Below are 24,760 nucleotides of genomic sequence, written 5' to 3'. Positions count from 1 at the left end.
CAGCGTGCTGCCGATTACGTCGTCGCTCCACCGGCCGATTATGGCGCATAACATAGGCTATACACGAGGCCTTTGCGCAGATGCGGATGCGCCGGTCCGCGCGCCACCTCTTTTCCGGCCACCACGTTTCGGTGTCCGGGGCCGCTCACCCGCCTTCGGGAAGCTGGTAACGGGGGAACACGCCCGTGGGCGGCGGCAGTTTCGTGCCCGGGGCCAGGCGCGCGCCGACGGCGTCGAACGCCCGCCGGTCCGCCGGCTGCCCGAGCAGGTCGAGCAGCTTGCCGGCGGAGTCGGGCATCACCGGCTGGACGAGCAGAGCCGCGATGCGGACCGCCTCGCAGGTGGTGTACAGCACGGTCCGGAACCGGAGTTGATCCGCCTCTGGCTCGCTCTTGCGCAACACCCACGGCTGCTGGGCCGAGAAGTATTTGTTGGCCTCGCCGAGCATCAGCCAGATCGCCTCCAACGCCAGATGCATGGCCTGCCCGTCGAAGCTGGCGCGCACCCGCTCCAGCAACCCGTCGGCGGTTGCCAGCAGGTCCGCGTCCGCGGCGGTCAGCTCGCCCGGTTCGGGGACGACCCCACCGAGGTTCTTGGCCACCATGGACAACGACCGCTGGGCCAAGTTGCCGAGCTCGTTGGCCAGGTCGGAGTTGATCCGGGTGACGATCGCGTCTTCGGTGTAGCTGCCGTCCTGACCGAACGGCACCTCCCGCAACAGGAAGTAGCGGAGCTGGTCCACGCCGAAAGTGTCGATAAGGGCGACCGGGTCGACGATGTTGCCCACCGACTTGCTCATCTTCTGGCCGCGGTTGAGGAGAAAGCCGTGCGCGAAAACCCGGCGCGGCAATTCGATCCCGGCTGACATCAGAAATGCCGGCCAGTACACCGTATGGAACCGGATGATGTCCTTGCCGATCATGTGCAAGTCCGCCGGCCAGTAACGGCGGAACAGCTCGGATTCGGTGTCCGGATAGCCGACGCCGGTCAGGTAATTGGTCAGTGCGTCGACCCAGACGTACATGACGTGATCGGGATGTTCGGGCACCTTCACCCCCCAGTCGAAGGAGGTGCGCGAGATCGACAGGTCCCGCAGGCCGCCGGAGACGAAGCTGACGACTTCGTTGCGGCGCGCCTCGGGCCCGATGAAATCGGGGTTGGCGTCGTAGTGGGCCAGCAGCTTGTCGGCATACGCCGACAGCCGGAAGAAATAGGTCTGCTCCTCGGTCCACGTCACCGGGGTGCCGGTTTCGACGGCGATCCGGGTGCCGTCGACGATCGCGGTCTCGGATTCGACGAAGAACCGCTCGTCGCGCACCGAATACCAGCCCGAGTAGGTGTCCAGGTAAATGTCCCCGGCGGCCTGCATCCGCCGCCAGATCGCCTTGGAGGCCTCGTGGTGGTCCGGGTCGGTGGTGCGGATGAACCGGTCGAACGAGATGTTCAGCCGCTCCTGCAGGCGCTGGAACGCGTCGGAGTTGCGCCGCGCCAGCTCCGCGGTGGGAATGCCCTCGGCCGCGGCCGTCTCGACCATCTTGAGGCCATGCTCGTCGGTCCCGGTCAGGAATCGCACGTCGAACCCGTCCAGCCGCTTGAACCGGGCGATGGCGTCGGTGGCGATGTACTCGTAGGCATGCCCGACGTGCGGATCACCGTTGGGGTACGTGATCGCCGTGGTGACGTAGTAGGGCCTCATCGAGAGTCCACCCTATTGTGTGGCCGTGAGTTCCAACCGCTCTGGTGAACGAGAAGCGCCGCCCGCGCCTGAACCGCTGGCGCCCCTCATCGACGCCCACACCCACCTCGACGCCTGCGGCGCGCGAGACGCCGGGGACGTGCGCGCCATCGTGGACCGCGCCGCGGCGGTCGGGGTGGGCGCGGTGGTCACCATCGCCGACGACCTGGATTCGGCGCGCTGGGTGACGCGAGCCGCCGAATGGGATCCGCGGGTGTACGCCGCGGTGGGACTGCATCCGACCCGCGCCGACGCGTTGGACGACGACGCGCGTACCGAGATCGAGCGACTGGCGGCGCATCCGCGGGTGGTGGCCGTCGGCGAGACCGGGCTGGACCTGTATTGGCCCGGCCGCCTCGACGGGTGCGCGCAGCCGGGCACGCAGCGCGACGCCTTCGCCTGGCATATCGACCTGGCAAAGCGGTGCGGAAAACCGCTGATGATCCACAACCGCGAGGCCGATCTCGAGGTGCTCGACGTGTTGGCCGCCGAGGGCGCCCCCGACGCGGTGATCTTCCACTGCTTCTCGTCGGGCGCCGCGATGGCCCGGCGATGCGTGGACGCCGGGTGGCTGCTCAGCCTGTCCGGGACGGCGAGTTTCCGCAACGCCCGCGAGCTGCGGGACGCCATTCCGTTGATACCCCTGCAGCAGCTTCTGGTGGAGACCGATGCGCCCTTCTTGACGCCGCATCCCTACCGCGGGTCGCCCAACGAGCCGTACTGCCTTCCTTATACTGTGCGGGCGGTCGCTGAACTGGTAGGTCGTCCGGCCGAAGAGCTGGCGCTGGCCTTCACGAACAACGCCCGCCGGATCTACGGACTGCCTCGCGGTTGACCCGCGGACCGGCGCGATCGCGGTAACAAAGTCGCGCAGGAGTTGCTCAACATTGGCCGGTTCGTTACCGTCTTGTGATCGAAAGGGTGGGGCCTCCGGGCCCTAATTTGTCGTTTGGTGCTGATTAGGTCGTTGGAGTGCTTGCTGTGGTCGGGATAGACGCACGTTGACTGTATTAACAAAACTTCATCAGACCCCGTCGCCGATGTTGCGGCTTGTCGTCGGAGGGCTGCTCGTAGTCCTGGCGTTCGCCGGCGGATTCGCGGTCTCCGCGTGCAAGACGGTGACGCTGACCGTCGACGGAATCGCCATGCGGGTCACGACGATGAAGTCGCGGGTGATCGACATCGTGCAGGAGAACGGCTTCCCCGTCGACGAACGTGACGACCTGTACCCCGCCGGAGACGTCAAGGTGCACGACGCCGCCAACATCGTGTTGCGCCGCAGCCGGCCGTTGCAGATCTCGCTGGACGGCCGCGACACCAAGCAGGTGTGGACGACGGCGTCGACCGTCGACGAGGCCCTGGCCCAACTCGCCATGACCGACACCGCCCCGGCCGCGGCCTCCCGCGGCAGCCGGGTCCCGCTGGCCGGAATGGCCCTGCCCGTCGTCAGCGCGAAGACCGTCCGCATCAACGACGGCGGCGCGACCCGCACGGTCCACCTGCCCGCACCGAATGTCGCGGGGCTGCTGAGCGCCGCCGGCGCGCCCCTGCTCGAGGGCGATCAGGCGGTGCCGAGCGCGTCGTCGCCCATCGTCGACGGCATGGAGATCCAGGTGACCCGTAACCGGATCCAGCGGGTCACCGAGCGGATGCCGTTGCCGCCGAACGCCCGCCGGGTCGAGGACCCGGACATGAACATGAGCCGCCAGGTGGTCGAAGACCCGGGCGCCCCGGGCACCCAGGACGTCACCTTCGCGGTGGCCACCGTCAACGGCGTCGAGACCGGGCGGTTGCCGATCGCCAACACGGTGATCACCCCGGCCCGTGAGGCGGTGGTGCGGGTGGGCACCAGGCCCGGCACCGATGTCCCACCGGTGACCAACGGATCCATCTGGGACGCGATCGCGGGCTGCGAGGCCGGCGGAAACTGGGCGATCAACACCGGCAACGGCTACTACGGCGGCGTGCAGTTCGACCAGGGCACCTGGGAGCGCAACGGCGGGCTGCGCTTCGCCTCGCGCGCGGACCTGGCCACACGAGAAGAACAGATCGCGGTCGCCGAGGTGACCCGCCAGCGCCAGGGCTGGGGCGCCTGGCCGGTGTGCAGCGGAAGAGCTGGTGCGAACTGACCATCCGGCTGCTCGGTCGCACCGAGATCAGGCGGCTTGCCAAAGAACTTGATTTTCGGCCCCGGAAATCCCTCGGTCAGAACTTCGTCCACGACGCCAACACGGTCCGCCGGATCGTCTCGACCTCCGGGGTCGGCCGGGCCGACCACGTCCTCGAGGTCGGCCCCGGCCTGGGCTCGCTGACGCTGGCCTTGCTCGACCGCGGCGCCACCGTCACCGCCGTCGAAATCGACCCGGTGCTGGCCGATCGCCTGCCGCAGACCGTCACCGAGCACTCGAACAGCGAGATCCAGCGGCTGACCGTGCTCAACCGTGACGTGTTGACCCTGCGGCCCGACGAGCTGGCCGCCGCGCCCAACGCGGTCGTCGCCAACCTGCCGTACAACGTGGCGGTCCCGGCGCTGCTGCACCTGCTCGCCGGGTTCCCGTCCATCCGGACCGTGACGGTGATGGTGCAGGCGGAGGTGGCCGAACGCCTGGCCGCCGAGCCTGGCGGCAAGGACTACGGCGTGCCCAGCGTCAAGGTCCGCTTCTTCGGAACGGTTCGGCGGTGTGGCATGGTGTCGCCGACGGTCTTCTGGCCGATTCCCCGCGTGTACTCGGGACTGGTTCGCATCGACCGCTACGCCACTGCGCAGTGGCCGACCGACGAAGCCTTCCGGCGCCAGGTGTTCCAGTTGGTGGACATCGCGTTCGCGCAGCGGCGCAAGACCGTTCGCAACGCGTTCGCGGAGTGGGCCGGCTCGGGCAACGAGTCGGCGAACCGGCTGCTGGCCGCCAGCATCGACCCGGCCCGCCGCGGCGAGACGCTGTCGATCGACGACTTCGTGCGGCTGTTGCGGCGATCGACCGAATCTTCCGGCACCGCGCCCGCGCCCGGCCCGCCCGCGGCCGAACAGCAGCCGTCCCCGAGCTGACTGCGGCTTCTTCCGGGTGGCGAATGCGTGTAGTCGGCCGGTCGCAGCGATAGTCTGCTGCGGTGGGTGACGATGACTGACGGCAACACCGCCGCCCAGTGGGTGCCCACCGGGTCGGTCACCGTCCGGGTGCCCGGGAAGGTCAACCTGTATCTGGAGGTCGGCGACCGCCGCGAGGACGGCTACCACGAGCTGACGACCGTTTTCCAGGCCGTCTCCCTGCTCGATGAGGTGACGGTCCGCAACGCCGACGTGCTCTCCCTCGAGGTCGTCGGGGAGGGCGCCGACAAACTGCCGACCGACGAGCGCAACCTCGCCTGGCAGGCCGCCGAACTCATGGCCGAGCACGTGGGCCGGGCGCCCGACGTCTCGATCATGATCGACAAATCCATCCCGGTGGCCGGTGGGATGGCCGGCGGTAGCGCCGACGCGGCGGCCGTGCTGGTCGCCATGAACTCGCTGTGGGAGCTCAATGTGCCCCGCCGCGACCTGCGGATGCTCGCCGCACGGTTGGGTAGCGACGTGCCCTTCGCGCTGCACGGCGGCACCGCGCTGGGGACCGGCCGCGGCGAGGAACTGGCCACGGTGTTGTCCCGGAACACCTTCCACTGGGTGCTGGCGTTCGCCGACGGCGAGCTGCTCACGCCGGCGGTGTTCGCCGAGCTGGACCGGCTGCGGGAGGCGGGGCACCCGCCGCGGCTTGCCGGGCCCGGACCGGTGTTGGCGGCGCTGGCCGCGGGCGACGCCGACCAGCTGGCGTCCTTGCTGGGCAACGAGATGCAGGCCGCCGCGGTTAGCCTCAATCCCAAACTGCGCCGCACCCTGCGCGCCGGGGTCGAGGCCGGCGCCCTGGCGGGCATCGTGTCCGGCTCCGGCCCGACGTGCGCCTTCCTGTGCTCCTCGGCGGCCTCGGCGGTCGACGTGGGCACCGAGGTGTCCGGCGTGGGCGTCTGCCGCACGGTGCGCGTCGCCAGCGGGCCGGTGGCCGGTGCGCGGGTCGTGCCCGCCCCCACCGAAGTGTGAAAATCGCCCCAAATCGGGCATTCGTTTGGGCTGTTCCCTAAGAGGAGTTTAAGATAATCCGCGGTGACGGGTAGCGCTGAGCAACAACACTTATTTTCGTCGTCCGCCGGGGTTTCCGGCGGACGACTGATACTTCGGGCCCACCGGCGTTTTCGGGGCTCGATTCGCGCCGACCGGATGGCCGGATGCCTGGCCGTCGACCCATCGCCGATTCGAGACCTAACTGCCGCCCGACTGTGTTTGCGTGCCTGCTCCCAAGCGTTACCCGGGGAGCGGAATATGAGATCCCGGGCGTTGTGGCGAGCGCCGGAACCGAGGAGGTTTGTGTGAGCAGGTTTACCGAGAAGATGTACCGCAATGCCCGCAACGCGACGACGGGCATGGTCACCGGTGAACCCCACGAACCGGTCCGCCACACCTGGGGCGAGGTCCACGAGCGCGCCCGCCGCATCGCGGGCGGCCTGGCCGCCGCCGGTATCGGGCTGGGCGACGCGGTCGGTGTGCTGGCCGGCTTCCCGGTGGAGATCGCCCCGACGGCGCAGGGCTTGTGGATGCGCGGCGCCAGCCTGACGATGCTGCACCAGCCCACCCCGCGCACCGACCTGGCCGTGTGGGCGGAAGACACCATGAACGTCATCGGCATGATCGAGGCCAGGGCCGTCATCGTCTCCGAGCCCTTCCTGGTGGCCATCCCCGTGCTCGAGGAGAAGGGCATCAAGGTCCTCACCGTCGCCGACCTGCTGGCCTCGGATCCGGTCGACCCCATCGAGGTCGGCGAGGACGACCTGGCGCTGATGCAGCTGACGAGCGGCTCCACCGGGTCTCCCAAGGCCGTCCAGATCACCCACCGCAACATCTACTCCAACGCCGAGGCGATGTTCATCGGCGCGCAGTACGACGTCGACAGGGACGTCATGGTCAGCTGGCTGCCCTGCTTCCACGACATGGGGATGGTCGGCTTCCTGACCATCCCGATGTACTTCGGCGCGGAGCTGGTCAAGGTCACGCCGATGGACTTCCTGCGCGACACGCTGCTGTGGGCCAAGCTCATCGACAAGTACAAGGGCACCATGACCGCGGCGCCCAACTTCGCCTACGCGCTGCTCGCCAAGCGGCTGCGCCGCAACGCCAAGCCCGGCGACTTCGACCTGTCCACCCTGCGGTTCGCGCTGTCGGGCGCCGAGCCGGTCGAACCCGCCGACGTCGAGGACCTGCTCGACGCGGGTAAGCCGTTCGGCCTGCGGCCCTCGGCGATCCTGCCGGCCTACGGCATGGCCGAGACCACGCTGGCGGTGTCGTTCTCGGAGTGCAACGCTGGCCTGGTCGTCGACGAGGTCGACGCCGACCTGCTGGCCGCGCTGCGCCGGGCCGTGCCCGCCACCAAGGGCAACACCCGCAGGCTGGCCACGCTCGGCCCGCTGCTGCAGGACCTCGAGGCGCGCATCATCGACGAGAACGGCGACGTGATGCCGCCGCGCGGCGTCGGCGTCATCGAACTGCGCGGGGAGTCGCTGACGCCCGGCTACCTGACCATGGGCGGCTTCATCCCGGCGCAGGACGAGAACGGCTGGTACGACACGGGCGACCTCGGCTACATGACCGAAGAGGGCCACGTCGTGGTGTGCGGCCGCGTCAAGGACGTCATCATCATGGCGGGCCGCAACATCTATCCGACCGACATCGAGCGGGCCGCCGGCCGTGTCGAGGGGGTGCGGCCCGGGTGCGCCGTGGCGGTGCGCCTGGACGCCGGCCACTCACGCGAGACCTTCGCCGTCGCCGTCGAATCCAACGCCTGGCAGGACCCGGCCGAGGTGCGCCGGATCGAGCACCAGGTCGCCCGCGAGGTGGTGGCCGAGGTCGACATGCGGCCGCGCAACGTGGTGGTGCTCGGGCCGGGCACCATCCCGAAGACACCGTCGGGCAAGCTGCGCCGGTCGCACTCCGCGACCCTGGTCACCTAGGGGCGGCCCTACCAGGCGTGGACGCGGTTCTGCGCCGGCTCCAGCCCAAGCTCGATCAGCAACTCGGTGGCATCGGCCGCCTGCTCGCAGATGGTGGGGACCTCGGCGCGCTCGGCGGCCGAGAAGTTCTCCAACACGAACGCCGCCGGGTCTTTGCGTCCCGGCGGCCGGCCGATCCCGATGCGGACGCGCTGAAACTCCTTGGTGCCCAGCGCGGACGCCACCGAGCGCAGGCCGTTGTGGCCGCCCTCGCCGCCGCCGATCTTGAGCCGGATCCGGCCGAAATCGAGGTCGAGGTCGTCGTGGACGACGACGATGTCGGCCGGCGGCACCGAATAGAACTTCGCCAACGGCCCGACCTGGCGGCCGGACTCGTTCATGTAGCAGCGCGGCTTGGCGACCAGCACCGAGTGCCCCGCCAGTCGACCGCTGACCACGTCGGCCCCGGACCGCTTGTGCACCTTGAACTTCGAGCCCAACCGGTCGGCGAGCAGGTCGGCGACCATGAACCCGAGGTTGTGCCGGGTGCGGGCGTAGTTGTCTCCGGGGTTGCCCAGGCCGACCACCAGCAACGGCTCGGCCACGTTGCGGTCCGCCTACTCGGACTCGCCCGCGGGGGCCCCGGAATCTGCGGCCTCGCCGGCTTCCTCTTCCGCCGGGGCGGGTGCGCGCACGGCGGCCTCGCCGGCGCCCTCTTCCTCGAGGTCCTCGGCGGTCGGCGCGACCACCACGTTGACCACCAGCATCTCCGGGTCGGAGATCAGGTTGACGCCCCGCGGCAGCTCGATCTGCCCGGCGGCGAACTGGGTGCCGGGCTCGGCGTCCTGCACCGACACCGTCAGCTGCTCGGGGATCGACAGGGCCTCGGCCTCGATCTCAATGGTGTTGGTGTCCTGGGTGACCAGGGTGCCGGGTGCGGCGTCGCCCTCGATGACGACGTTGACCTCCACGACCACCTTCTCGCCACGGCGCACGACCAGCAGGTCGGCGTGCTGAATGGTGCGGCGGATCGGGTGGATGTCGAGCGCCTTGGTCAGCGCCAGCTGTTCCTTGCCGTCGATGTCCAGGCTCAGCACAGCGTTGGTGCCCGCGTGGCGCAACACCGCCGCGAAGTCGTGACCCGGCAACTCCAGGTGCTGCGGCTCGGCGCCGTGGCCGTAGAGGACGGCGGGAATCTTGCCTTCGCGGCGGGCCCGGCGGGACGCGCCCTTGCCGGTCTCGGTTCGTACCGTGGCGGTGAGTTGGTTGCCCGCGGACTTGGCCATCGTGTCGCTCCTGTGTGCTCGGTGCCTGAGTGTGGGCACGGCCAGGGTCGCGACAGTTCGTCGGTCTCCGTCGATAACGGTGCTGGCTGGCCAGCCACCCTCGCCGTGACGCCCGGTCAGGTTAGCGCATGCGCACCTCAGAGCGGAAATTCGGTGCCGGTGAGCTGCTCCGACAGTCCCCACAGCGCCGTCGCCATCGCCCGGTCCTGTGCCCGCCGGCTGCGCCTGACCGGCTGGGTGCGGCCGGTCTGCCCGAACCGCGGCCCGACGAACGTGTCGCCCGGAAGGTCCTGCGACGCGGCATACAACGTCTGGCGGGCCCCGAAGTCGGCGTCGGTGGCGACGATCCGGGTGACCGCCGACATCATCGCGTCACCCAGCCTGCGGCCCGAGGCCCCCTGCAGGTTGGTGTGCGAGTAACCGGGGTGGGCGGCCAGCGCGCGCAGCGCGGAACCGGCCCCGTCCAGCCGGCGCTGCAGCTCGCTGGTGAACAGCAGGTTGGCGAGCTTGGACTGGCTGTAGGCCAGCCACGGCGAGTAGCGCCGCGTCTTCCAGTTCAGGTCGTCGAGGCTGATCCGGCCCGCCCAGTGCGCCATCGACGACACGGTCACCACGCGATCGGTGAGCTTGGGCAGCAACAGGTTGGTGAGCGCGAAATGCCCGAGGTGGTTGGTTCCGATCTGGCTCTCGAAGCCGTCGACGGTCTGCCGGTACGGGGCGGCCATGATGCCCGCGTTGTTGATCAGCACATCGACCTTGTCGACCCCGTCGGCGAATTCGCGCACCGAAACCAGGTTCTGCAGGTCGAGTGAGCGCACCTCGACGGGGCCGGTGTGGGAGCCCCGGATCTGCAGCGCGGCCTTCTCGCCCTTGCGGACGTCGCGAACGGCCATGATGAGCGTCGCGCCGCACCGCGCCAGTTCGCGGGCGGTGACCGCGCCCAGGCCGCTGTTGGCGCCGGTGACGATGACGGTGCGCCCGGCGAACGAGGGCAGGTCTGCGGCGGTCCAGTTGGTCATGGCTGACGAGCCTAATCCGGCCGGCTCAGCGGGATCGCACCGAGATTGCCGCCAGGGCCGCGGTTCGGGCGGCGATCATGACCGTGGTGGCAATCTCGGCGAAGCCCGGCGGTCTGAAATCACTTCGCGGCGACGACGAACCCCCGCATGATCGCCTCGATATCGGTGGACTGCGCGACCGCCTCGTTGGCGAGGTCGGTGATGGTGAGCTGAACCAAATACCGCTGGTGGGCGGGCGAAGACCCGGTCGCGATGACGATCCGGTTGAAGCTGTGCAGCCGCGTGCCGTCCAGGTCGTAGCTGCCCTGGATCATCGACGAGGGGAAGCCGTTGTAGGGCGTCGACGAGGCGTCCAGCTGCTTGAAGTTCTCGAACAGCTGGGCGTCGTCGTTGCCGTGCTGGATCACCTGGGCCGGATCGAAGTCGCCGCGCAGCAGGAAGACTACGAGCCGGGCGGTCGGATACTTGCCGCCCTTGGAGATCATCACCGTCTCGGGCGCGATGTGCGGGTTGTTCGCCGCCGTCCAGCCCGAGGGAGTCGGGATCGACACCGTCAGGTCGGGCAGGTTGCCCGGCGCCACCTGCTGGCCGGTCACGCCGATGTTCTGCAGATACTGCGACAGCGGGACGGGTTTCGCCACCCGCGTGGTCGTGGTCGTGGTCGTCGGAGTCGTCGACCAGATCGATTGATAGTCGGGCGTTTTCGGGCCGCACGCCGCCGCGGGCAGCGTCAGCGCGATGGCCGCGGCCGCGCACGCGCGCCTCACAGAATCTCGCGGACCTTCTCGACCGGCCGGCCCAGCCGGGTGCCCTTCGCCGTCACGACGAACGGCCGCTCGATCAGGATCGGATGCTCGGCCATGGCGTCGAGCAACTCATCGTCGGTCGCATCCGCCAGATCGAGCTCTGCGTACAGCGATTCCTTCTTGCGTACCGCGGTCCGCACGTCGATCCCCGAATCGCTGATCATGCGAGCCAGTTCGGTGCGCGACGGCGGGGTCTTCAGGTACTCGACGATCGTCGGCTCAACGCCGTTGTCGCGCAACAGATCCAGCGTCTTACGGGAGGTGCTGCACCGGGGATTGTGGTAGATGACGGCCTCGGCAGGCTGTACAGCCATCTAGGCGTCCCCGTCGAAAAGCCCCGTCACGGAGCCGTTTTCGAAGACGGCGCGAATGGTGCTGGCCAACAGCGGCGCAATGGACAGGACGGTGAGTTGGGGGAAACGCTTCTCCTCGCCGATCGGCAGCGTGTTGGTGACGATCACCTCCCGCGCGCCGGACGCGGCGAGCCGCTCGGCGGCCGGGTCGGACAGCACGCCGTGGGTGGCCGCGATGATCACGTCACCGGCGCCCTCGTCGCGCAGCAACTTGACCGCGCCCGCGATGGTGCCGCCGGTGTCGATCATGTCGTCGATGAGCACGCAGGTCCGGCCCTGCACTTCGCCGACGACCCGGTTGGACACCACCTGGTTGGGCACCCGCGGATCGCGGGTCTTGTGAATGAAGGCCAGTGGAACGCCACCCAATGCGTCGGCCCACTTCTCGGCGATGCGTACCCGGCCCGAGTCGGGGGAGACGACCACCATGTTGCCGTCGGGGTAGTTGTCGCGGATGTACCCGGTCAGCAGGTTCTGGGCGCGCATATGGTCGACCGGCCCGTCGAAGAATCCCTGGATCTGGTCGGTGTGCAGGTCGACGGTCACGATCCGGTCGGCGCCCGCCGTCTTGAGCAGGTCGGCGACCAGCCGCGCCGAGATCGGTTCGCGGCCGCGATGCTTCTTGTCCTGCCGGGCGTACGGGTAGAACGGCATGACCGCGGTGATCCGCTTGGCGCTGCCCCGCTTGAGCGCGTCGATCATGATCAGCTGTTCCATCAGCCAGTTGTTCACCGGATTCGGATGTGATTGCAGGACGAACGCGTCGCACCCGCGCACCGACTCATGGAACCGCACGAAGATCTCGCCGTTGGCGAACTCGCGCGCCGTCTGAGCGGTGACGTGGACGTCGAGCTCCTTTGCCACCTGCTCGGCCAACTCCGGGTGCGCACGGCCGGAGAAGAGCATCAGGTTTTTGCGGTTGTCGGTCCAGTCGTGGCTCAACGCACTGCCCTCGCCGTTCGGATCAAAAGTGGATGGCCAATCGTACGTAGCGAATCGTACGGAAAAGTGGCCGGGTTACCAGAAACCGACATCACGGTGTCTGTTCGGGCTCGGATTTCCCTTCGACGGCCCCGGACGGTTTTCGGGCCGCCTTCTCGGCCGCCTCGGCGGCCGCGCTGCCCGGTCGTTTGCGCTGTACCCAGCCCTCGATGTTGCGCTGCGGGCCCGCGGACACGGCCAGCGCGCCCGGCGGGACGTCGTCGCGGACCACGGTTCCCGCGCCGGTGTACGCCCCGTCGCCGACCGTCACCGGGGCGACGAACATGGTGTCCGACCCGGTGCGCACGTGCGAGCCGACGGTGGTGCGGGCCTTGGACGTGCCGTCGTAGTTGACGAAGACGCTCGACGCCCCGATGTTGCTGTGTTCGCCGATGTCGGCGTCCCCGACGTAGGTCAGGTGCGGAACCTTGGTGCCCGTGCCGATCGTGGAGTTCTTGGTCTCGACGAACGCCCCGAGCTTGCCTTCGTCGCCCAGCACGGTGCCGGGCCGCAGATAGGTGAACGGGCCGACCGTGGCCCCCGCACCGATGGACGACGACGTGCCGTGCGTGCGCACCACCGACGCACCGTCGCCGACGGTGACGTCGGTGAGTGTGGTGTCGGGGCCGACGACGCAGTGGCTCCCGACCTGGCTGCGCCCCAGCAGCTGCGTGCCGGGGTGGATGACGGTGTCGCGCCCGATCGTGACGTCGACGTCGATCCAGGTGGTCGCCGGGTCCACGATGGTCACCCCGGCCATCTGATGGGCGGCGACGAGGCGGCGGTTGAGCTCGGCGCCCAGTTGCGCCAGCTGCACGCGGTTGTTGACGCCGGCGACCAGGGCGCTGTCGTCGACGTGCTGGGCCTGGATGGCCCGCCCGTCCCCGCGCAGGATCGAGATGACGTCGGTCAGGTAGAGCTCCTGCTGGGCGTTGTCGGAGCTCAGCCGGCTCAGCGCGGAGCGCAACGCCGCGACGTCGAAGGCGTAGACCCCGGCGTTCACCTCGCGGATTTCCCGCTGGGACGGCGTTGCGTCGGCGTGCTCCACGATCGCGGTGACCTCGTCGTCCTGGGTGCGCAGGATGCGGCCATAGCCGGTGGGGTCGTCCAGGGTCGTGGTGAGCACGGTCGCGGCGGCAGCCCCGGCGTTGTGCGTCTCGATCAGGCCCGCCAGGGTGTCGGGGTCCAGCAGCGGCGTGTCGCCGGAGGTGACGACGACCACGCCGGCGTAGTCGTCGGGCAGCGCGGACAGCCCGCAGCGGACCGCGTGGCCGGTGCCCAGCGGCCGGTCCTGCAGGGCGACCTCGATGCCACGGCCGAGGGCGTCGGCCGATTCGGCCACCAGCGGCGCGATGCGCTGATGATCGTGGCCCAGGACAACGACCAGGTGCTGCGGCGCGACCTTGGTGATGGCGTGCAGCAGGTGCGACAGCATGCTGCGCCCGCCGATCTCGTGCAGCACCTTGGGGGTGTCCGAACGCATCCGGGTGCCGGGCCCGGCCGCGAGCACCAGGACCGCGGTATCACCACGAGACGCCATCAACTCTCCTCAACCCCGGCGGGTACGCCGTCTCCGTAGGACGACACGCCGTCAAGCGTGGCACTTCATCTGATGTTGACGCAAAGACCGCGCCCAGGGCTGGCGCCTATGTCGACTCGCCTAGGTCGACTCGCCGACTGTGGGCCCTAGGTATGGAAACTGCCGCGAATTCGTCCATAGGCCCCACACTCGCGAGCCGTGCTCCGTCGCCAGGACTCGAACCTGAACTATCTGAACCAAAATCAGAGGTGCTGCCGATTACACCACGACGGACCGGGCGGCAGACCGCGCCAACCCAAGACTTTAGACGGTGTGCGGGCCGACCGCGGCGCCGAGTGATACACCGGCTTTTCGGGCCTGTCGACGCTATACGCTGATTGACGTGGCTGTTCTCGATAAGGAGCCGGACAAGGAGGTGCGCGCGCCGCGCGCGCGGATGACCGGCAGCGAGCGCCGACAGCAACTCATCGGCATCGCACGCTCGCTGTTCGCCGAACGCGGCTACGAGGGCACCTCGATCGAGGAGATCGCGCTGCGCGCCAACGTGTCCAAGCCGGTCGTCTATGAACATTTCGGCGGCAAGGAGGGGTTGTACGCCGTGGTCGTCGACCGGGAGATGTCGGCGTTGCTCGACGGCATCACCTCGTCGCTGACCAACAACCGGTCCCGGGTGCGCGTCGAACGGGTCGCGCTGGCGTTGCTCACCTACGTCGAGGAGCGCACCGACGGCTTCCGGATCATGATCCGCGACTCGCCGGCCGCGATCAGCTCCGGCACCTACTCCAGCCTGCTCAACGACGCCGTCAGCCAGGTCAGTTCCATCCTGGCCGGCGACTTCGCGCGTCGCGGCCTGGACCCGGAGCTGGCGCCGCTGTACGCGCAGGCGCTGGTGGGCTCGGTGTCGATGACGGCGCAGTGGTGGCTCGACACCCGCGAGCCCAAGAAAGAAGTGGTCGCCGCGCACCTGGTCAACCTGATGTGGAACGGGCTGACCCATCTGGAGGCCGACCCCAGGCTGCAGGACCAGTAGGGGCTCGGCCCGGCGGGTTCATGCGGTCAGCGTCACACCCACCGCGACGACGGGCCGGGGGAAATGCTCTGCGGCGCAGGCCTCGTCGAGCGCGTCCTCGATGATGGCGGCCAGCTCGTCGGCACCGGGTTCCGATCCGCCCACGACGTAGGGATCGGCCTGGTCACCACCCAAGTGAAGTTCGGTGAGGATGATGTCGTGCCGGGCGCGGACGTCCGCCATGGCGGCAATCGTCCGGCGGATCGCCTCGTCGTAGCGGGCCGCGGCGCCGGCCCGGGTCGCCGAAGGATCCGGCCGGCAGTGCAGGCCCACCAGGTCGAAGGTGGTGCGCGCCGGCCCGCGCCGCGCCGGGCCGGCGACGTGGGGAGCCTCGATGGGCGAGTCCAGCACGATGCGCCCGACGCCGACGCCCACCGCGTCGCGCAACAACTCGGGCGATCCTGGGTGCGCGACGATGCGTGCCGGGTCCGTCCCCGCGGCGAGGGCGACCGCCAGCTCGCCGTCCGAGCGGACGCCGATGCCGAGGCCCTGTTCGCGTACGAAGCGCGCGACCTCGGCGGTCAGCGGCGACCGGCCGAAGTAGACGACGCGCGCACCCCGCAGCGCTTTGCGCCAACGGCGGGCGCGCTCCCGGAAATCGGCCTCGTCGGCCAGGCCGTCCGGGGCGTGGCGTCCGGCGCCGGCGCACAGCGGGGGCGCCGCGTCACCGATGGACGGCAGGATGTCCAGCAATGTCATGAGTCCACGGTGCGCCCGCGCCGAGGCGGTCGGGGTTTTCCTTACGACCCCTTGACGGCGCCGGGCTCGAAATTGACGAATCTTGGCGCCCCTAGAATGGATTCATCATGACCGCACCGGGGCCTGCTCGCCCAGAACCCCCGATCGCGGGGCTCGTTGAATTGGCGCTCACCGCGCCGGCCTTCCAGCAGCTGATCGACAGCGCGGCCGAACGACCGGCCGAGCTTCACCTGGTGGGTCCAGCCAGCGCACGGTTGTTCGTCGCCAGTGCGCTGGCGCGGTCGGGTCCTTTGCTGGTAGTCACCGCGACCGGGCGCGAAGCCGATGACCTGACCGCCGAGCTGCGCGGCGTCTTCGGCGACGCCGTGGCGGCCTTCCCGTCCTGGGAGACGCTGCCGCACGAGCGGCTCTCACCGGGCGTCGACACCGTCGGCGCCCGATTGACCGTGCTGCGCCGGCTGGCCCATCCGGACGACGCACGGCTGGGACCGCCACTGCAAATGGTGGTGACGGCGGTGCGCTCGCTGCTGCAGCCGATGACGCCACAGCTGGGGCTGGTCGAGCCGGTAACCCTGAGCGTGGGGCAGGAGATCGCCTTCGAGGATGTGGTCGCCCGGCTGGTCGAGCTGGCCTACACCCGGGTCGACATGGTGGGCCGGCGGGGCGAGTTCGCCGTCCGTGGCGGAATTCTCGACGTCTTCCCACCGACCGCCGAACACCCGGTCCGCGTCGAGTTCTGGGGCGACGAGGTCAGCGAGATGCGGATGTTCGCCGTCGCCGACCAGCGCTCCATTTCCGAGATCGAGGTCGACACGGTCATCGCGGTGGCCTGCCGCGAACTGCTGCTGACCGACGACGTCCGGGAACGGGCCGGCGCGCTGGCCGCCCGGCATTCGGGCGCCGAGCCCGCCATCACCGGCAGCGTCATCGACATGCTGGCCAAGTTGGCCGAGGGCATCGCGGTCGACGGAATGGAGGCGCTGCTGCCGGTGCTGCGGCCCGGCGAGCACGTGCTGCTGACCGACCAGCTGGCCCCGCGCACGCCGGTGCTGCTGTGCGACCCCGAAAAGGTCCGCACCCGGGCGGCGGACCTGATCAAGACGGGCAGCGAATTCCTCGAGGCGTCCTGGTCGGTCGCGGCGCTGGGCACGGACGCACCCGTGGACGTGACGCAGTTCGGCGGATCGGGCTTCGCCGAGCTCGACGACGTGCGCGCCGCGGCGGCGAAGTCCGGTCACCCGTGGTGGACGCTGAGCCAGTTGTCCGACGAGTCCGCGGTGGAGCTGGACATCCGGTCGGCGCCGTCGGCCCGCGGGCATCAGCACGACATTGACGGCATCTTCGCCATGCTGCGCGCCCACGTCTCGACCGGCGGCTACGCCGCGGTGGTCGCGCCCGGCGTCGGGACCGCGCATCGGGTGGTCGAGCGGCTCGCCGACTCCGACACTCCCGCCGCCATGCTGGAACCGGACGCGGCGGACACCACGCTCAAACCGGGGATCGTCAGCGTCCTCAAGGGCCCGCTGCACGAGGGTGTCATCATCCCCGGCGCCAACCTGGTCGTCATCACCGAGACCGACCTGACCGGCAGCCGCCCCACCGCCGTCGAGGGCAAGCGGCTGGCGGCCAAGCGCCGCAACACCGTCGACCCGCTGGCGCTGACGGCCGGTGACCTGGTGGTGCACGACCAGCACGGCATCGGCCGCTTCGTCGAAATGACCGAACGCACCGTCGGCGGGGCCCGGCGCGAGTACCTGGTGCTGGAGTACGCGTCCAGCAAGCGCGGCGGTGGGTCGGACAAGCTCTACGTCCCGATGGACTCGCTGGACCAGCTGTCGCGCTACGTCGGCGGGCAGGCGCCGGCGCTTTCCAAGCTGGGCGGCAGCGACTGGGCCAACACCAAGACCAAGGCCCGCCGCGCGGTGCGCGAGATCGCCGGCGAGCTCGTCGCGTTGTACGCCAAGCGGCAGGCCAGCCCGGGGCACGCGTTCGCGCCGGATACCCCCTGGCAGGCCGAGATGGAGGACGCGTTCGGCTTCACCGAGACCGTCGACCAGCTCACCGCCATCACCGAGGTCAAGGCCGACATGGAAAAGCCCATCCCGATGGACCGGGTGATCTGCGGCGACGTCGGCTACGGCAAGACCGAGATCGCGGTGCGCGCGGCGTTCAAGGCGGTCCAGGACGGCAAGCAGGTCGCGGTGCTGGTGCCCACCACGCTGCTGGCCGATCAGCACCTGCAGACGTTCACCGACCGGATGGCCGGCTTCCCGGTGACCGTCAAGGGGCTGTCGCGGTTCACCGACAACGCCGAGTCCCGCGCTGTGATCGAGGGCATGGCCGACGGGTCGGTGGACGTCGTGATCGGCACCCACCGGCTGCTGCAAACGGGGGTGCGCTGGAAGGATCTGGGCCTGGTGGTCGTCGACGAGGAGCAGCGCTTCGGCGTCGAGCACAAGGAGCACATCAAGTCGTTGCGCACCCACGTCGACGTGCTGACCATGAGCGCCACGCCGATCCCGCGGACCCTGGAGATGAGCCTGGCGGGCATCCGCGAGATGTCGACGATCCTGACGCCGCCCGAGGAGCGCTACCCCGTGCTGACCTACGTCGGCCCCCAGGACGACAAGCAGGTCGCGGCGGCGCTGCGGCGCGAGTTGCTGCGCGACGGGCAGGCGTTCTACGTGCACAACCGGGTCAGCTCGATCGACCGCGCGGCCGCCCGGGTCCGCGAGCTGGTCCCGGAGGCGCGGGTGGTCGTCGCGCACGGGCAGATGCCCGAGGAGCGGCTGGAACGCACCGTGCAGGGCTTCTGGAACCGCGAGTACGACATCTTGGTGTGCACCACGATCGTGGAGACCGGGCTGGACATCTCGAATGCCAACACGCTGATCGTCGAGCGCGCCGACACCTTCGGGCTCTCGCAGCTGCACCAGCTGCGCGGCCGGGTGGGGCGCAGCCGCGAGCGCGGCTACGCCTACTTTCTGTATCCGCCGCACGCGCCGCTGACCGAGACGGCCTACGACCGGTTGGCGACCATCGCGCAGAACAACGAACTGGGCGCGGGCATGGCCGTGGCGCTGAAGGACCTCGAGATCCGGGGGGCGGGCAACGTGCTGGGCGTCGAGCAGTCCGGGCACGTCGCCGGGGTCGGCTTCGACCTCTACGTGCGGCTGGTGGGCGAGGCCGTGGAGGCCTATCGGGCCGCCTTGGAGTCGGCCTCGACCGGGCAGACGGTGACCACCGCCGAGGAGCCCAAGGACGTGCGCATCGACCTGCCGGTGGACGCGCACCTGCCGCCGGACTACATCGCCAGTGACCGGCTCCGGCTGGAGGCCTACCGTCGCCTGGCCGCCGCTTCGGATGACGCGGCCATCGGCGCCGTCATCGAGGAACTCGTCGACCGCTACGGTGCGCTGCCCGAACCGGCGCTGCGCCTGGTCGCGGTGGCGCGGTTGCGGCTGCTGTGCCGCGCCGCCGGCATCACCGAGGTGTCGGCCCCGTCGGCGGCGACCGTGCGGTTGTCGCCGATGACGCTGCCCGACTCGGCCCAGGTGCGGCTCAAGCGGATGTATCCGGCCGCGAGCTACCGCGCCACGACGTCCACCGTGCAGGTGCCCATCCCGCGGGCGGGCGGGGTCGGCGCCGCGCGCATCCGCGACGTCGAATTGCTGCAGATGGTGGCCAACCTGGTGACGGCGCTGGAAGGTAAGCCCCAGACCGATATTGGTATAACGGGTTCACCTGCACCGATGTCCAGTGAGGAACGGCAAGCGCGATGATCCGCGCCGGCGACGATGCGGTGGGGGCACCACCCGCTTGCGGGGGACGAAGCGATGTGGGGGTACCTCCCGCTTGCGGGGGAGAGGAGAGGCGCCCATGATCGTCGTCTTGTGCGACCCGCGGCGCCCGTCGCTGGTGCCCGTCGAGGCCATTGAGCACCTCGGCGGAGAGGTGCAGTACACCGAGGAGATGCCCGTCGCGGTGCCGTGGTCGCTGCCCGCGGCGCGCCCGGTGCATGCCGGGGACCCCGAAGATCCGGCGCCGGTGCTGCTGTCGTCGGACCCCGACCATCCCGCCGTCACCGCCCGGCTGTCCGCGGGCGCGCGATTGATCTCCGCACCGGAGACGCCGCGCGGCGAACGTCTGGTCGACGTGGTCGCGATGATGGACAAGCTGCGCACCGCCGGACCGTGGGAGAGCGAGCAAACCCACGACTCCCTGCGCCGATTCCTGCTGGAGGAGACCTACGAACTGCTGGACGCGGTGCGCAGCGGCAGCGCCGAGGCGCTGCGGGAAGAACTCGGCGACGTGTTGCTGCAGGTGCTCTTTCACGCGCGCATCGCCGAGGATGCCCCGCAGCTGCCCTTCACCATCGACGACGTCGCGGTCACGCTGATGCGGAAGTTGGGCAACCGGGTTCCGGGTGTGCTTGCGGGGCAGACCATTTCGCTGGAAGAGCAGCTGGCCCAGTGGGAAGAGCGCAAGGCGGCCGAAAAGCCGCGGAAATCCGTGATGGACGACGTGCACACCGGGCAGCCGGCGCTGGCCCTGGCGCAGAAGGTGATCGAGCGGGCCCAGAAGGCCGGCCTGCCCGCCGACCTCGTCCCCGCCGAGATCACCTCCGTTTCCGTGTCGGCCGACGGCGACGCGGAAGGCGCGCTGCGCACCGCCGTGCTGGAGTTCGTCGACACGGTCCGCGAGGTCGAGCGGGCGATCGCCGCCACGCGCCGCGGCGTAGGCGTCCCCGAGGAGTTCGACGTGGCCCCGCTCGGGGAGATCACGGAAGACGAGTGGCGTGAGCACTGGCCCTCGGCCGGGGCCGCCGCCGACGAGCCGGCCACGCCCGACGAGGCGGTCGACGAATCCGCGGTGGACGCCGCGGCCGACGACGCCTGATCGTGCGCTGCAGCCCGAACGCGGCCGGGCACACCGGAACCCATGGGACGATGGTGGGGCGGAATTTGGTGCAGGGGAGTCCGAGGGAGCTTTAACCAGCATGGTGTCGCCGAGGCCTTGGTTGCGCGCGGCCGCCGTGATCGGCGCGACTGCGATGCTGCTGGCCTCCAGCTGCACGTGGCAGCTCAGCCTGTTCATCCCGGAGGGCGTCCCGCCGCCGGCCGGGGCTCCGGTGCCGCCGGTGGACACGCACGCCAGCGGCCGGCCCGCGGACCAGCTTCGGGCCTGGGCCGAGCAACGGTCGGCCACGTTGGAGATTCCCGTGATCGCATTGGAGGCCTACGCGTACGCCGCCCGGGTCGCCGAGGTCGAGAACCCGAGGTGCCACATCGCGTGGACCACGCTGGCGGGCATCGGGCAGGTCGAGAGCCACCATGGCACTTATCGCGGCGCGCGGCTGGCGCCCAACGGGGATGTCAGCCCCCCGATTCGCGGTGTCCGCCTGGACGGAAGCGGCGGCACCCTGCGCATCGTCGACAGCGAGGAACCGGCCACGGACGACGACGGGGTGGTGCGCGCCATGGGCCCGATGCAGTTCATCCCCGAGACCTGGCGGTTGTACGGCGTGGACGCCCACAACGACGGCCGCGTCAGCCCGGACAACATCGACGATGCCGCCCTCGCGGCGGCCGGTTACCTGTGTTGGCGGGGAAAGGATCTGGCCACACCGCGCGGCTGGATCACCGCGCTGCGGGCCTACAACAACTCCGGCGTCTACGCGCGGGCGGTGCGCGACTGGGCGACCGCTTATGCGGCGGGTCACCCGCTGTAGCAGGATGTACCAGGCTTTACGCTAACGGCGGCGAGGCCGGCACCAGCTACGGAACACAAGGAGAAACTCAGTGCCGATTATCGAGCAGGTCGGGGCCCGCGAGATCCTCGACTCCCGCGGCAACCCGACGGTCGAGGTCGAGATCGCCCTGGCGGACGGGACGTTTGCCCGCGCGGCGGTGCCGTCCGGCGCGTCGACCGGTGAGCACGAGGCCGTCGAGTTGCGTGACGGCGGTGAGCGTTACGGCGGCAAGGGCGTGCACAAGGCCGTGGAGGCCGTCCTCGACGAGATCGGTCCGGCGGTCATCGGCCTGGCCGCCGACGACCAGCGGTTGGTGGACCAGGCGCTGGTCGACCTCGACGGCACCCCCGACAAGTCCCGGCTGGGCGGCAACGCCATCCTCGGTGTGTCGCTGGCCGTCGCCAAGGCCGCCGCCGACTCCGCCGAGCTGCCGCTGTTCCGCTACATCGGCGGGCCGAACGCGCACATCCTGCCGGTGCCGATGATGAACATCCTCAACGGCGGCGCGCACGCCGACACCGCCGTCGACATCCAGGAATTCATGGTGGCACCGATCGGCGCTCCGAGCTTCGCCGAAGCCTTGCGCTGGGGCGCCGAGGTGTACCACTCGCTCAAGTCGGTACTGAAGAAGGAGGGCCTGAGCACCGGCCTGGGCGACGAGGGCGGTTTCGCGCCCGACGTAGCCGGCACCACCGCGGCCCTGGACCTGATCGGCCGGGCCATCGAGTCCGCCGGTTTCAAGCTGGGCGTCGACGTGGCGCTGGCCCTCGACGCCGCCGCCACCGAGTTCTACACCGACGGCACCGGATACGCCTTCGAGGGCAGCACCCGCAGCGCCGAGCAGATGGCGGAGTTCTACGCCGGGCTGCTCGGCTCCTATCCGCTGGTGTCCATCGAAGACCCGCTGTCCGAGGACGATTGGGCCGGCTGGGCCGCGCTGACGGCGTCGATCGGTGACCGCGTGCAGATCGTCGGCGACGACATCTTCGTCACCAATCCCGAGCGCCTCGAGGAAGGCATCGAGAAGGGTGTCGCAAACGCGTTGCTGGTCAAGGTGAATCAGATCGGCACGCTGACCGAGACCCTCGACGCCGTCTCGCTCGCCCACCACAGCGGGTACCGCACCATGATGAGCCACCGCAGCGGCGAGACCGAGGACACCACGATCGCCGACCTGGCGGTGGCCGTCGGCAGCGGGCAGATCAAGACCGGTGCGCCCGCCCGCAGCGAGCGGGTCGCCAAATACAACCAGCTGCTGAGGATCGAAGAGGCGCTGGGCGACGCCGCCCGTTACGCCGGCGATCTGGCGTTCCCGCGGTATGCGCCGGAGGCCAAATAGCTTGCCCGCCAAGCCGGATCCGAAACGGCGTTCCCCGGCATCGCGTCCGGGGAAGGCCGGGGATTCGGTTCGGCGCCGCCGCACCACCAAGCCGGCCTCCAAGCCCTCGCCGACCGCGAAGCAGGCCGGCGCGCGGTCTGCTTTCGAGCATGTGGTCGAGCCGATCAAGCGGCAGGTCGCCGAGTCCGTCGAGCAACGGTCCGAGCAACGGTTGGGTTTCACCGCCCGGCGCGCGGCGGTGCTGGCCGCGGTGATCTGCGTGCTGACGCTGACCATCGCCGGCCCGGTGCGCACCTACTTCGCGCAGCGCACCGAGATGAATCAGTTGACGGCAAGCGAAGCCGCGCTGCGCCGGCAGATCGCCGACCTCGAGCAGAGAAAGGCCAAGCTCGGCGATCCGGCCTACATCGCGGCGCAGGCGCGCGAGCGGCTCGGATTCGTGAAGCCGGGCGACATCCCGTTCCAGGTGCAGCTTGCGCCGTCGGGGGCCACCCCGTCCGAACCCGGGGGGCAGGCGGCGAAACCCGCCAACACCGATCCCTGGTACACCGCGCTGTGGCACACCATCGCCGACGCGCCGCACCTGCCGCCGGCCAATGTGCCGCCGCCGGAAGTCCCTCCGTCGCAACCGGGCCCGGGCGGTCCCGTCCCACCGGCCGCACCGAACCCCACGGCGCCCGGTGGTTGAGCGTGCCGATCTGGCGGCCGTGGCGCGTCAGCTCGGGCGTGAGCCGCGGGGCGTGCTCGACATCGCCTACCGCTGCCCCAACGGTGAGCCTGCAGTGGTGAAGACCACGCCGAAACTGCCTGACGGCACGCCCTTTCCGACGTTGTACTACCTGACACATCCGGTACTGACCGCGGCCGCAAGCCGGCTGGAGACGACGGGGTTGATGCGCGAGATGTCCGAGCGGCTGCGGCACGACCCCGAATTGGCGGCCGCGTATCGGCGGGCCCACGAGTCGTATCTGGCCGAGCGGGACGCGATCGAGCCGTTGGGCACCACGTTTTCCGGGGGAGGAATGCCGGACCGGGTCAAGTGCCTGCACGTGCTGATCGCGCACTCGTTGGCCAAGGGGCCGGGGTGCAACCCGCTCGGCGATGAGGCGCTGGCCATTCTGGCACCCGAGCCCGCAATGACCGGCATTCTGGTGGCCGGGCAATGGTGAGCAGGCTCGCCGGAATCGACTGCGGCACCAACTCGATTCGGTTGCTGATCGCCGACGTGACGGACGGACGCCTGCGCGACGTGCACCGGGAGACCCGGATCGTGCGGCTGGGCCAGGGTGTCGACGCGACCGGCCAGTTCGCGCCGGAGGCGATCGCCCGAACCCGGCAGGCGCTGACCGACTATGCCGAGCTGCTGCGCCGCCACCGCGTCGAGCGGGTGCGGATGGTGGCCACCTCGGCCGCTCGCGACGTCGTCAATCGTGACGTCTTCTTCGCGATGACGGCCGACGTGCTGGGCGCGGCGGTGCCGGGCGCGGTGGCGGAGGTGATCACCGGGGCCGAGGAGGCCGCCCTGTCGTTCCGCGGTGCGGTCGGCGAATTAGACCCTGCGGCTGGGCTTTTCGTAGTGGTGGACCTCGGGGGAGGATCCACCGAGATCGTGGTGGGTGGTGAGTCGGTGACGGCGAGCTACTCGGCCGACATCGGCTGCGTGCGGCTGACCGAGCGCTGCCTGCACTCGGACCCGCCGACGCCCGAGGAGGTGGCCGCGGCCCGCGCGGTGGTGCGCGAGCGGCTGGACGTCGCGCTGGGCGTGGTGTCCGTCGAGGGCGCGCGGACCTGGGTCGGGCTGGCCGGCACGATGACCACACTGTCCGCGCTGGCCCACAACATGACGGCGTATGACTCTGCGGCCATTCACCTTTCGCGCGTTCCCGGCGGCGACCTGTTGGCGGTGTGCGAGCGGCTGATCGGCATGACCCGCTCCGAGCGCGCCGCTTTGGGGCCCATGCACGAGGGGCGGGCAGACGTGATCGGCGGCGGCGCGATCGTGGTCGAGGAACTGGCGCGCGAGTTGCGCGCCCGCGCCGGCATCGACGAGCTGACCGTCAGCGAGCACGACATCCTGGACGGCATCGTGCTGTCGGTCGCGAGCTGAGTCACAGCGGCCACATGCGTTTCTCGCCGGGGGAAGCGGCGATGTGCCCGCCTCACAGCGACTTT

21 protein-coding genes, 1 tRNA gene and 2 pseudogenes are annotated in these 24,760 nt (G+C 69.9%); 14 read left to right on the top strand and 10 right to left on the bottom strand.

Features of this window, described 5'->3' with window-relative positions; all coding sequences use genetic code 11:
• Window positions 1-145: 145 nt before the first annotated feature.
• The gene (gene metG, locus A9X04_RS11295; protein ID WP_067920317.1) at window positions 146-1,696 is read right to left on the bottom strand and encodes a methionine--tRNA ligase; all 1,551 of its coding nucleotides are present in this window, start codon (window positions 1,694-1,696) and stop codon (window positions 146-148) included.
• A 19-nt stretch (window positions 1,697-1,715) separates the two neighbouring features.
• On the opposite strand from metG, the gene A9X04_RS11290 reads away from it, so the two are divergent.
• The 5 genes from A9X04_RS11290 to A9X04_RS11270 all read left to right on the top strand — a co-directional run bounded on the left by A9X04_RS11290 (window position 1,716) and on the right by A9X04_RS11270 (window position 7,765).
• Window positions 1,716-2,570, top strand: a complete 855-nt coding sequence (locus A9X04_RS11290; protein WP_067920315.1) for a TatD family hydrolase — start codon at window positions 1,716-1,718, stop codon at window positions 2,568-2,570.
• 166 nt (window positions 2,571-2,736) lie between these two features.
• Window positions 2,737-3,864, top strand: coding sequence for a resuscitation-promoting factor (locus A9X04_RS11285; protein WP_197509131.1), 1,128 nt, complete (start codon window positions 2,737-2,739; stop codon window positions 3,862-3,864).
• Entirely contained in the window at window positions 3,828-4,781 is a 954-nt protein-coding gene (gene rsmA / locus A9X04_RS11280; protein WP_067920312.1) for a 16S rRNA (adenine(1518)-N(6)/adenine(1519)-N(6))-dimethyltransferase RsmA, read from the top strand. The genes A9X04_RS11285 and rsmA overlap by 37 nt, the downstream gene beginning before the upstream one ends.
• Window positions 4,782-4,847: 66 nt before the next feature.
• Window positions 4,848-5,804, top strand: coding sequence for a 4-(cytidine 5'-diphospho)-2-C-methyl-D-erythritol kinase (locus A9X04_RS11275; protein WP_197509130.1), 957 nt, complete (start codon window positions 4,848-4,850; stop codon window positions 5,802-5,804).
• Between the two features lie 326 nt (window positions 5,805-6,130).
• Window positions 6,131-7,765 (top strand): fatty acyl-AMP ligase, encoded by a 1,635-nt coding sequence (locus tag A9X04_RS11270; RefSeq protein WP_067920360.1) that lies wholly within the window; start codon window positions 6,131-6,133, stop codon window positions 7,763-7,765.
• An 8-nt stretch (window positions 7,766-7,773) separates the two neighbouring features.
• Here the strand turns inward: A9X04_RS11270 and pth are convergent, their stop codons facing one another.
• From pth to A9X04_RS11230, 8 genes are all read right to left on the bottom strand, one after another.
• Window positions 7,774-8,349, bottom strand: a complete 576-nt coding sequence (gene pth, locus A9X04_RS11265) for an aminoacyl-tRNA hydrolase (protein WP_067920308.1) — start codon at window positions 8,347-8,349, stop codon at window positions 7,774-7,776.
• 12 nt (window positions 8,350-8,361) lie between these two features.
• On the bottom strand, window positions 8,362-9,030 hold the full coding sequence (locus tag A9X04_RS11260) for a 50S ribosomal protein L25/general stress protein Ctc (protein WP_067920306.1): 669 nt from the start codon (window positions 9,028-9,030) through the stop codon (window positions 8,362-8,364).
• A gap of 137 nt (window positions 9,031-9,167) precedes the next feature.
• Window positions 9,168-10,049 (bottom strand): oxidoreductase, encoded by an 882-nt coding sequence (locus A9X04_RS11255; RefSeq protein ID WP_067920303.1) that lies wholly within the window; start codon window positions 10,047-10,049, stop codon window positions 9,168-9,170.
• A gap of 119 nt (window positions 10,050-10,168) precedes the next feature.
• The gene (locus A9X04_RS11250; RefSeq protein ID WP_067920301.1) at window positions 10,169-10,816 is read right to left on the bottom strand and encodes an LpqN/LpqT family lipoprotein; all 648 of its coding nucleotides are present in this window, start codon (window positions 10,814-10,816) and stop codon (window positions 10,169-10,171) included.
• Window positions 10,813-11,169 (bottom strand): arsenate reductase (glutaredoxin), encoded by a 357-nt coding sequence (gene arsC / locus A9X04_RS11245; protein WP_067920299.1) that lies wholly within the window; start codon window positions 11,167-11,169, stop codon window positions 10,813-10,815. Before arsC ends, A9X04_RS11250 begins: the two co-directional genes overlap by 4 nt.
• Window positions 11,170-12,150: a ribose-phosphate diphosphokinase gene (locus A9X04_RS11240; protein WP_067920297.1), complete on the bottom strand. Its 981-nt coding sequence runs from the start codon at window positions 12,148-12,150 to the stop codon at window positions 11,170-11,172.
• Between the two features lie 91 nt (window positions 12,151-12,241).
• On the bottom strand, window positions 12,242-13,729 hold the full coding sequence (glmU, locus tag A9X04_RS11235) for a bifunctional UDP-N-acetylglucosamine diphosphorylase/glucosamine-1-phosphate N-acetyltransferase GlmU (protein WP_067920295.1): 1,488 nt from the start codon (window positions 13,727-13,729) through the stop codon (window positions 12,242-12,244).
• 201 nt (window positions 13,730-13,930) lie between these two features.
• Window positions 13,931-14,002, bottom strand: a tRNA-Gln gene (locus A9X04_RS11230).
• Between the two features lie 163 nt (window positions 14,003-14,165).
• Here A9X04_RS11230 and A9X04_RS11225 point away from each other — a divergent pair.
• A complete protein-coding gene (locus tag A9X04_RS11225) occupies window positions 14,166-14,759 on the top strand; it encodes a TetR/AcrR family transcriptional regulator (protein WP_142393504.1) in 594 nt (197 codons plus the stop codon).
• A gap of 39 nt (window positions 14,760-14,798) precedes the next feature.
• Here A9X04_RS11225 and A9X04_RS11220 read toward each other — a convergent pair.
• Window positions 14,799-15,497: pseudogene (locus tag A9X04_RS11220) on the bottom strand (diaminopimelate decarboxylase); the annotation flags it as partial.
• Between the two features lie 107 nt (window positions 15,498-15,604).
• Here A9X04_RS11220 and mfd point away from each other — a divergent pair.
• From mfd to A9X04_RS11185, 8 genes and pseudogenes are all read left to right on the top strand, one after another.
• Window positions 15,605-19,279 carry a transcription-repair coupling factor gene (gene mfd, locus A9X04_RS11215; protein WP_067920289.1) on the top strand — a complete coding sequence of 1,225 codons (3,675 nt, stop codon included), beginning with the start codon at window positions 15,605-15,607 and terminating at the stop codon, window positions 19,277-19,279.
• Window positions 19,276-19,347, top strand: a pseudogene (locus A9X04_RS32265) (hypothetical protein); the annotation flags it as partial. The gene mfd and the pseudogene A9X04_RS32265, both read left to right, overlap by 4 nt.
• 29 nt (window positions 19,348-19,376) lie before the next feature.
• A complete protein-coding gene (locus A9X04_RS11210; RefSeq protein WP_067920287.1) occupies window positions 19,377-20,396 on the top strand; it encodes a nucleoside triphosphate pyrophosphohydrolase in 1,020 nt (339 codons plus the stop codon).
• 103 nt (window positions 20,397-20,499) lie between these two features.
• On the top strand, window positions 20,500-21,228 hold the full coding sequence (locus A9X04_RS11205; RefSeq protein WP_102420125.1) for a lytic transglycosylase domain-containing protein: 729 nt from the start codon (window positions 20,500-20,502) through the stop codon (window positions 21,226-21,228).
• A gap of 70 nt (window positions 21,229-21,298) precedes the next feature.
• Window positions 21,299-22,588, top strand: coding sequence for a phosphopyruvate hydratase (eno, locus tag A9X04_RS11200; protein ID WP_067920283.1), 1,290 nt, complete (start codon window positions 21,299-21,301; stop codon window positions 22,586-22,588).
• Window positions 22,569-23,276 carry a septum formation initiator family protein gene (locus tag A9X04_RS11195; protein ID WP_233214818.1) on the top strand — a complete coding sequence of 236 codons (708 nt, stop codon included), beginning with the start codon at window positions 22,569-22,571 and terminating at the stop codon, window positions 23,274-23,276. Before eno ends, A9X04_RS11195 begins: the two co-directional genes overlap by 20 nt.
• Complete coding sequence (locus A9X04_RS11190; protein WP_067920278.1) at window positions 23,269-23,757, top strand: DUF501 domain-containing protein; 489 nt, start codon at window positions 23,269-23,271, stop codon at window positions 23,755-23,757. Before A9X04_RS11195 ends, A9X04_RS11190 begins: the two co-directional genes overlap by 8 nt.
• Window positions 23,751-24,695, top strand: coding sequence for a Ppx/GppA phosphatase family protein (locus A9X04_RS11185; RefSeq protein WP_067920276.1), 945 nt, complete (start codon window positions 23,751-23,753; stop codon window positions 24,693-24,695). The genes A9X04_RS11190 and A9X04_RS11185 overlap by 7 nt, the downstream gene beginning before the upstream one ends.
• The last annotated feature ends 65 nt before the right edge of the window (window positions 24,696-24,760 follow it).

This window comes from Mycobacterium sp. E3247, from assembly GCF_001667785.1.
Taxonomy (GTDB): Bacteria; Actinomycetota; Actinomycetes; order Mycobacteriales; family Mycobacteriaceae; genus Mycobacterium.
The sequence above is the reverse complement of the archived record's forward strand: the minus strand, read 5'-3'. Positions and strand labels throughout refer to the sequence as shown.

Excerpts from the sequence above, each read along its gene's own strand:
- A9X04_RS11210 (WP_067920287.1), top strand. The coding sequence starts at position 19,377 with ATGATCGTCGTCTTGTGCGACCCGCGGCGCCCGTCGCTGGTGCCCGTC.
- A9X04_RS11255 (WP_067920303.1), bottom strand. The coding sequence starts at position 10,049 with ATGACCAACTGGACCGCCGCAGACCTGCCCTCGTTCGCCGGGCGCACC.
- mfd (WP_067920289.1), top strand. The coding sequence starts at position 15,605 with ATGACCGCACCGGGGCCTGCTCGCCCAGAACCCCCGATCGCGGGGCTC.
- A9X04_RS11185 (WP_067920276.1), top strand. The coding sequence starts at position 23,751 with ATGGTGAGCAGGCTCGCCGGAATCGACTGCGGCACCAACTCGATTCGG.
- A9X04_RS11260 (WP_067920306.1), bottom strand. The coding sequence starts at position 9,030 with ATGGCCAAGTCCGCGGGCAACCAACTCACCGCCACGGTACGAACCGAG.
- A9X04_RS11225 (WP_142393504.1), top strand. The coding sequence starts at position 14,166 with ATGACCGGCAGCGAGCGCCGACAGCAACTCATCGGCATCGCACGCTCG.
- arsC (WP_067920299.1), bottom strand. The coding sequence starts at position 11,169 with ATGGCTGTACAGCCTGCCGAGGCCGTCATCTACCACAATCCCCGGTGC.
- A9X04_RS11195 (WP_233214818.1), top strand. The coding sequence starts at position 22,569 with ATGCGCCGGAGGCCAAATAGCTTGCCCGCCAAGCCGGATCCGAAACGG.
- metG (WP_067920317.1), bottom strand. The coding sequence starts at position 1,696 with ATGAGGCCCTACTACGTCACCACGGCGATCACGTACCCCAACGGTGAT.
- glmU (WP_067920295.1), bottom strand. The coding sequence starts at position 13,729 with ATGGCGTCTCGTGGTGATACCGCGGTCCTGGTGCTCGCGGCCGGGCCC.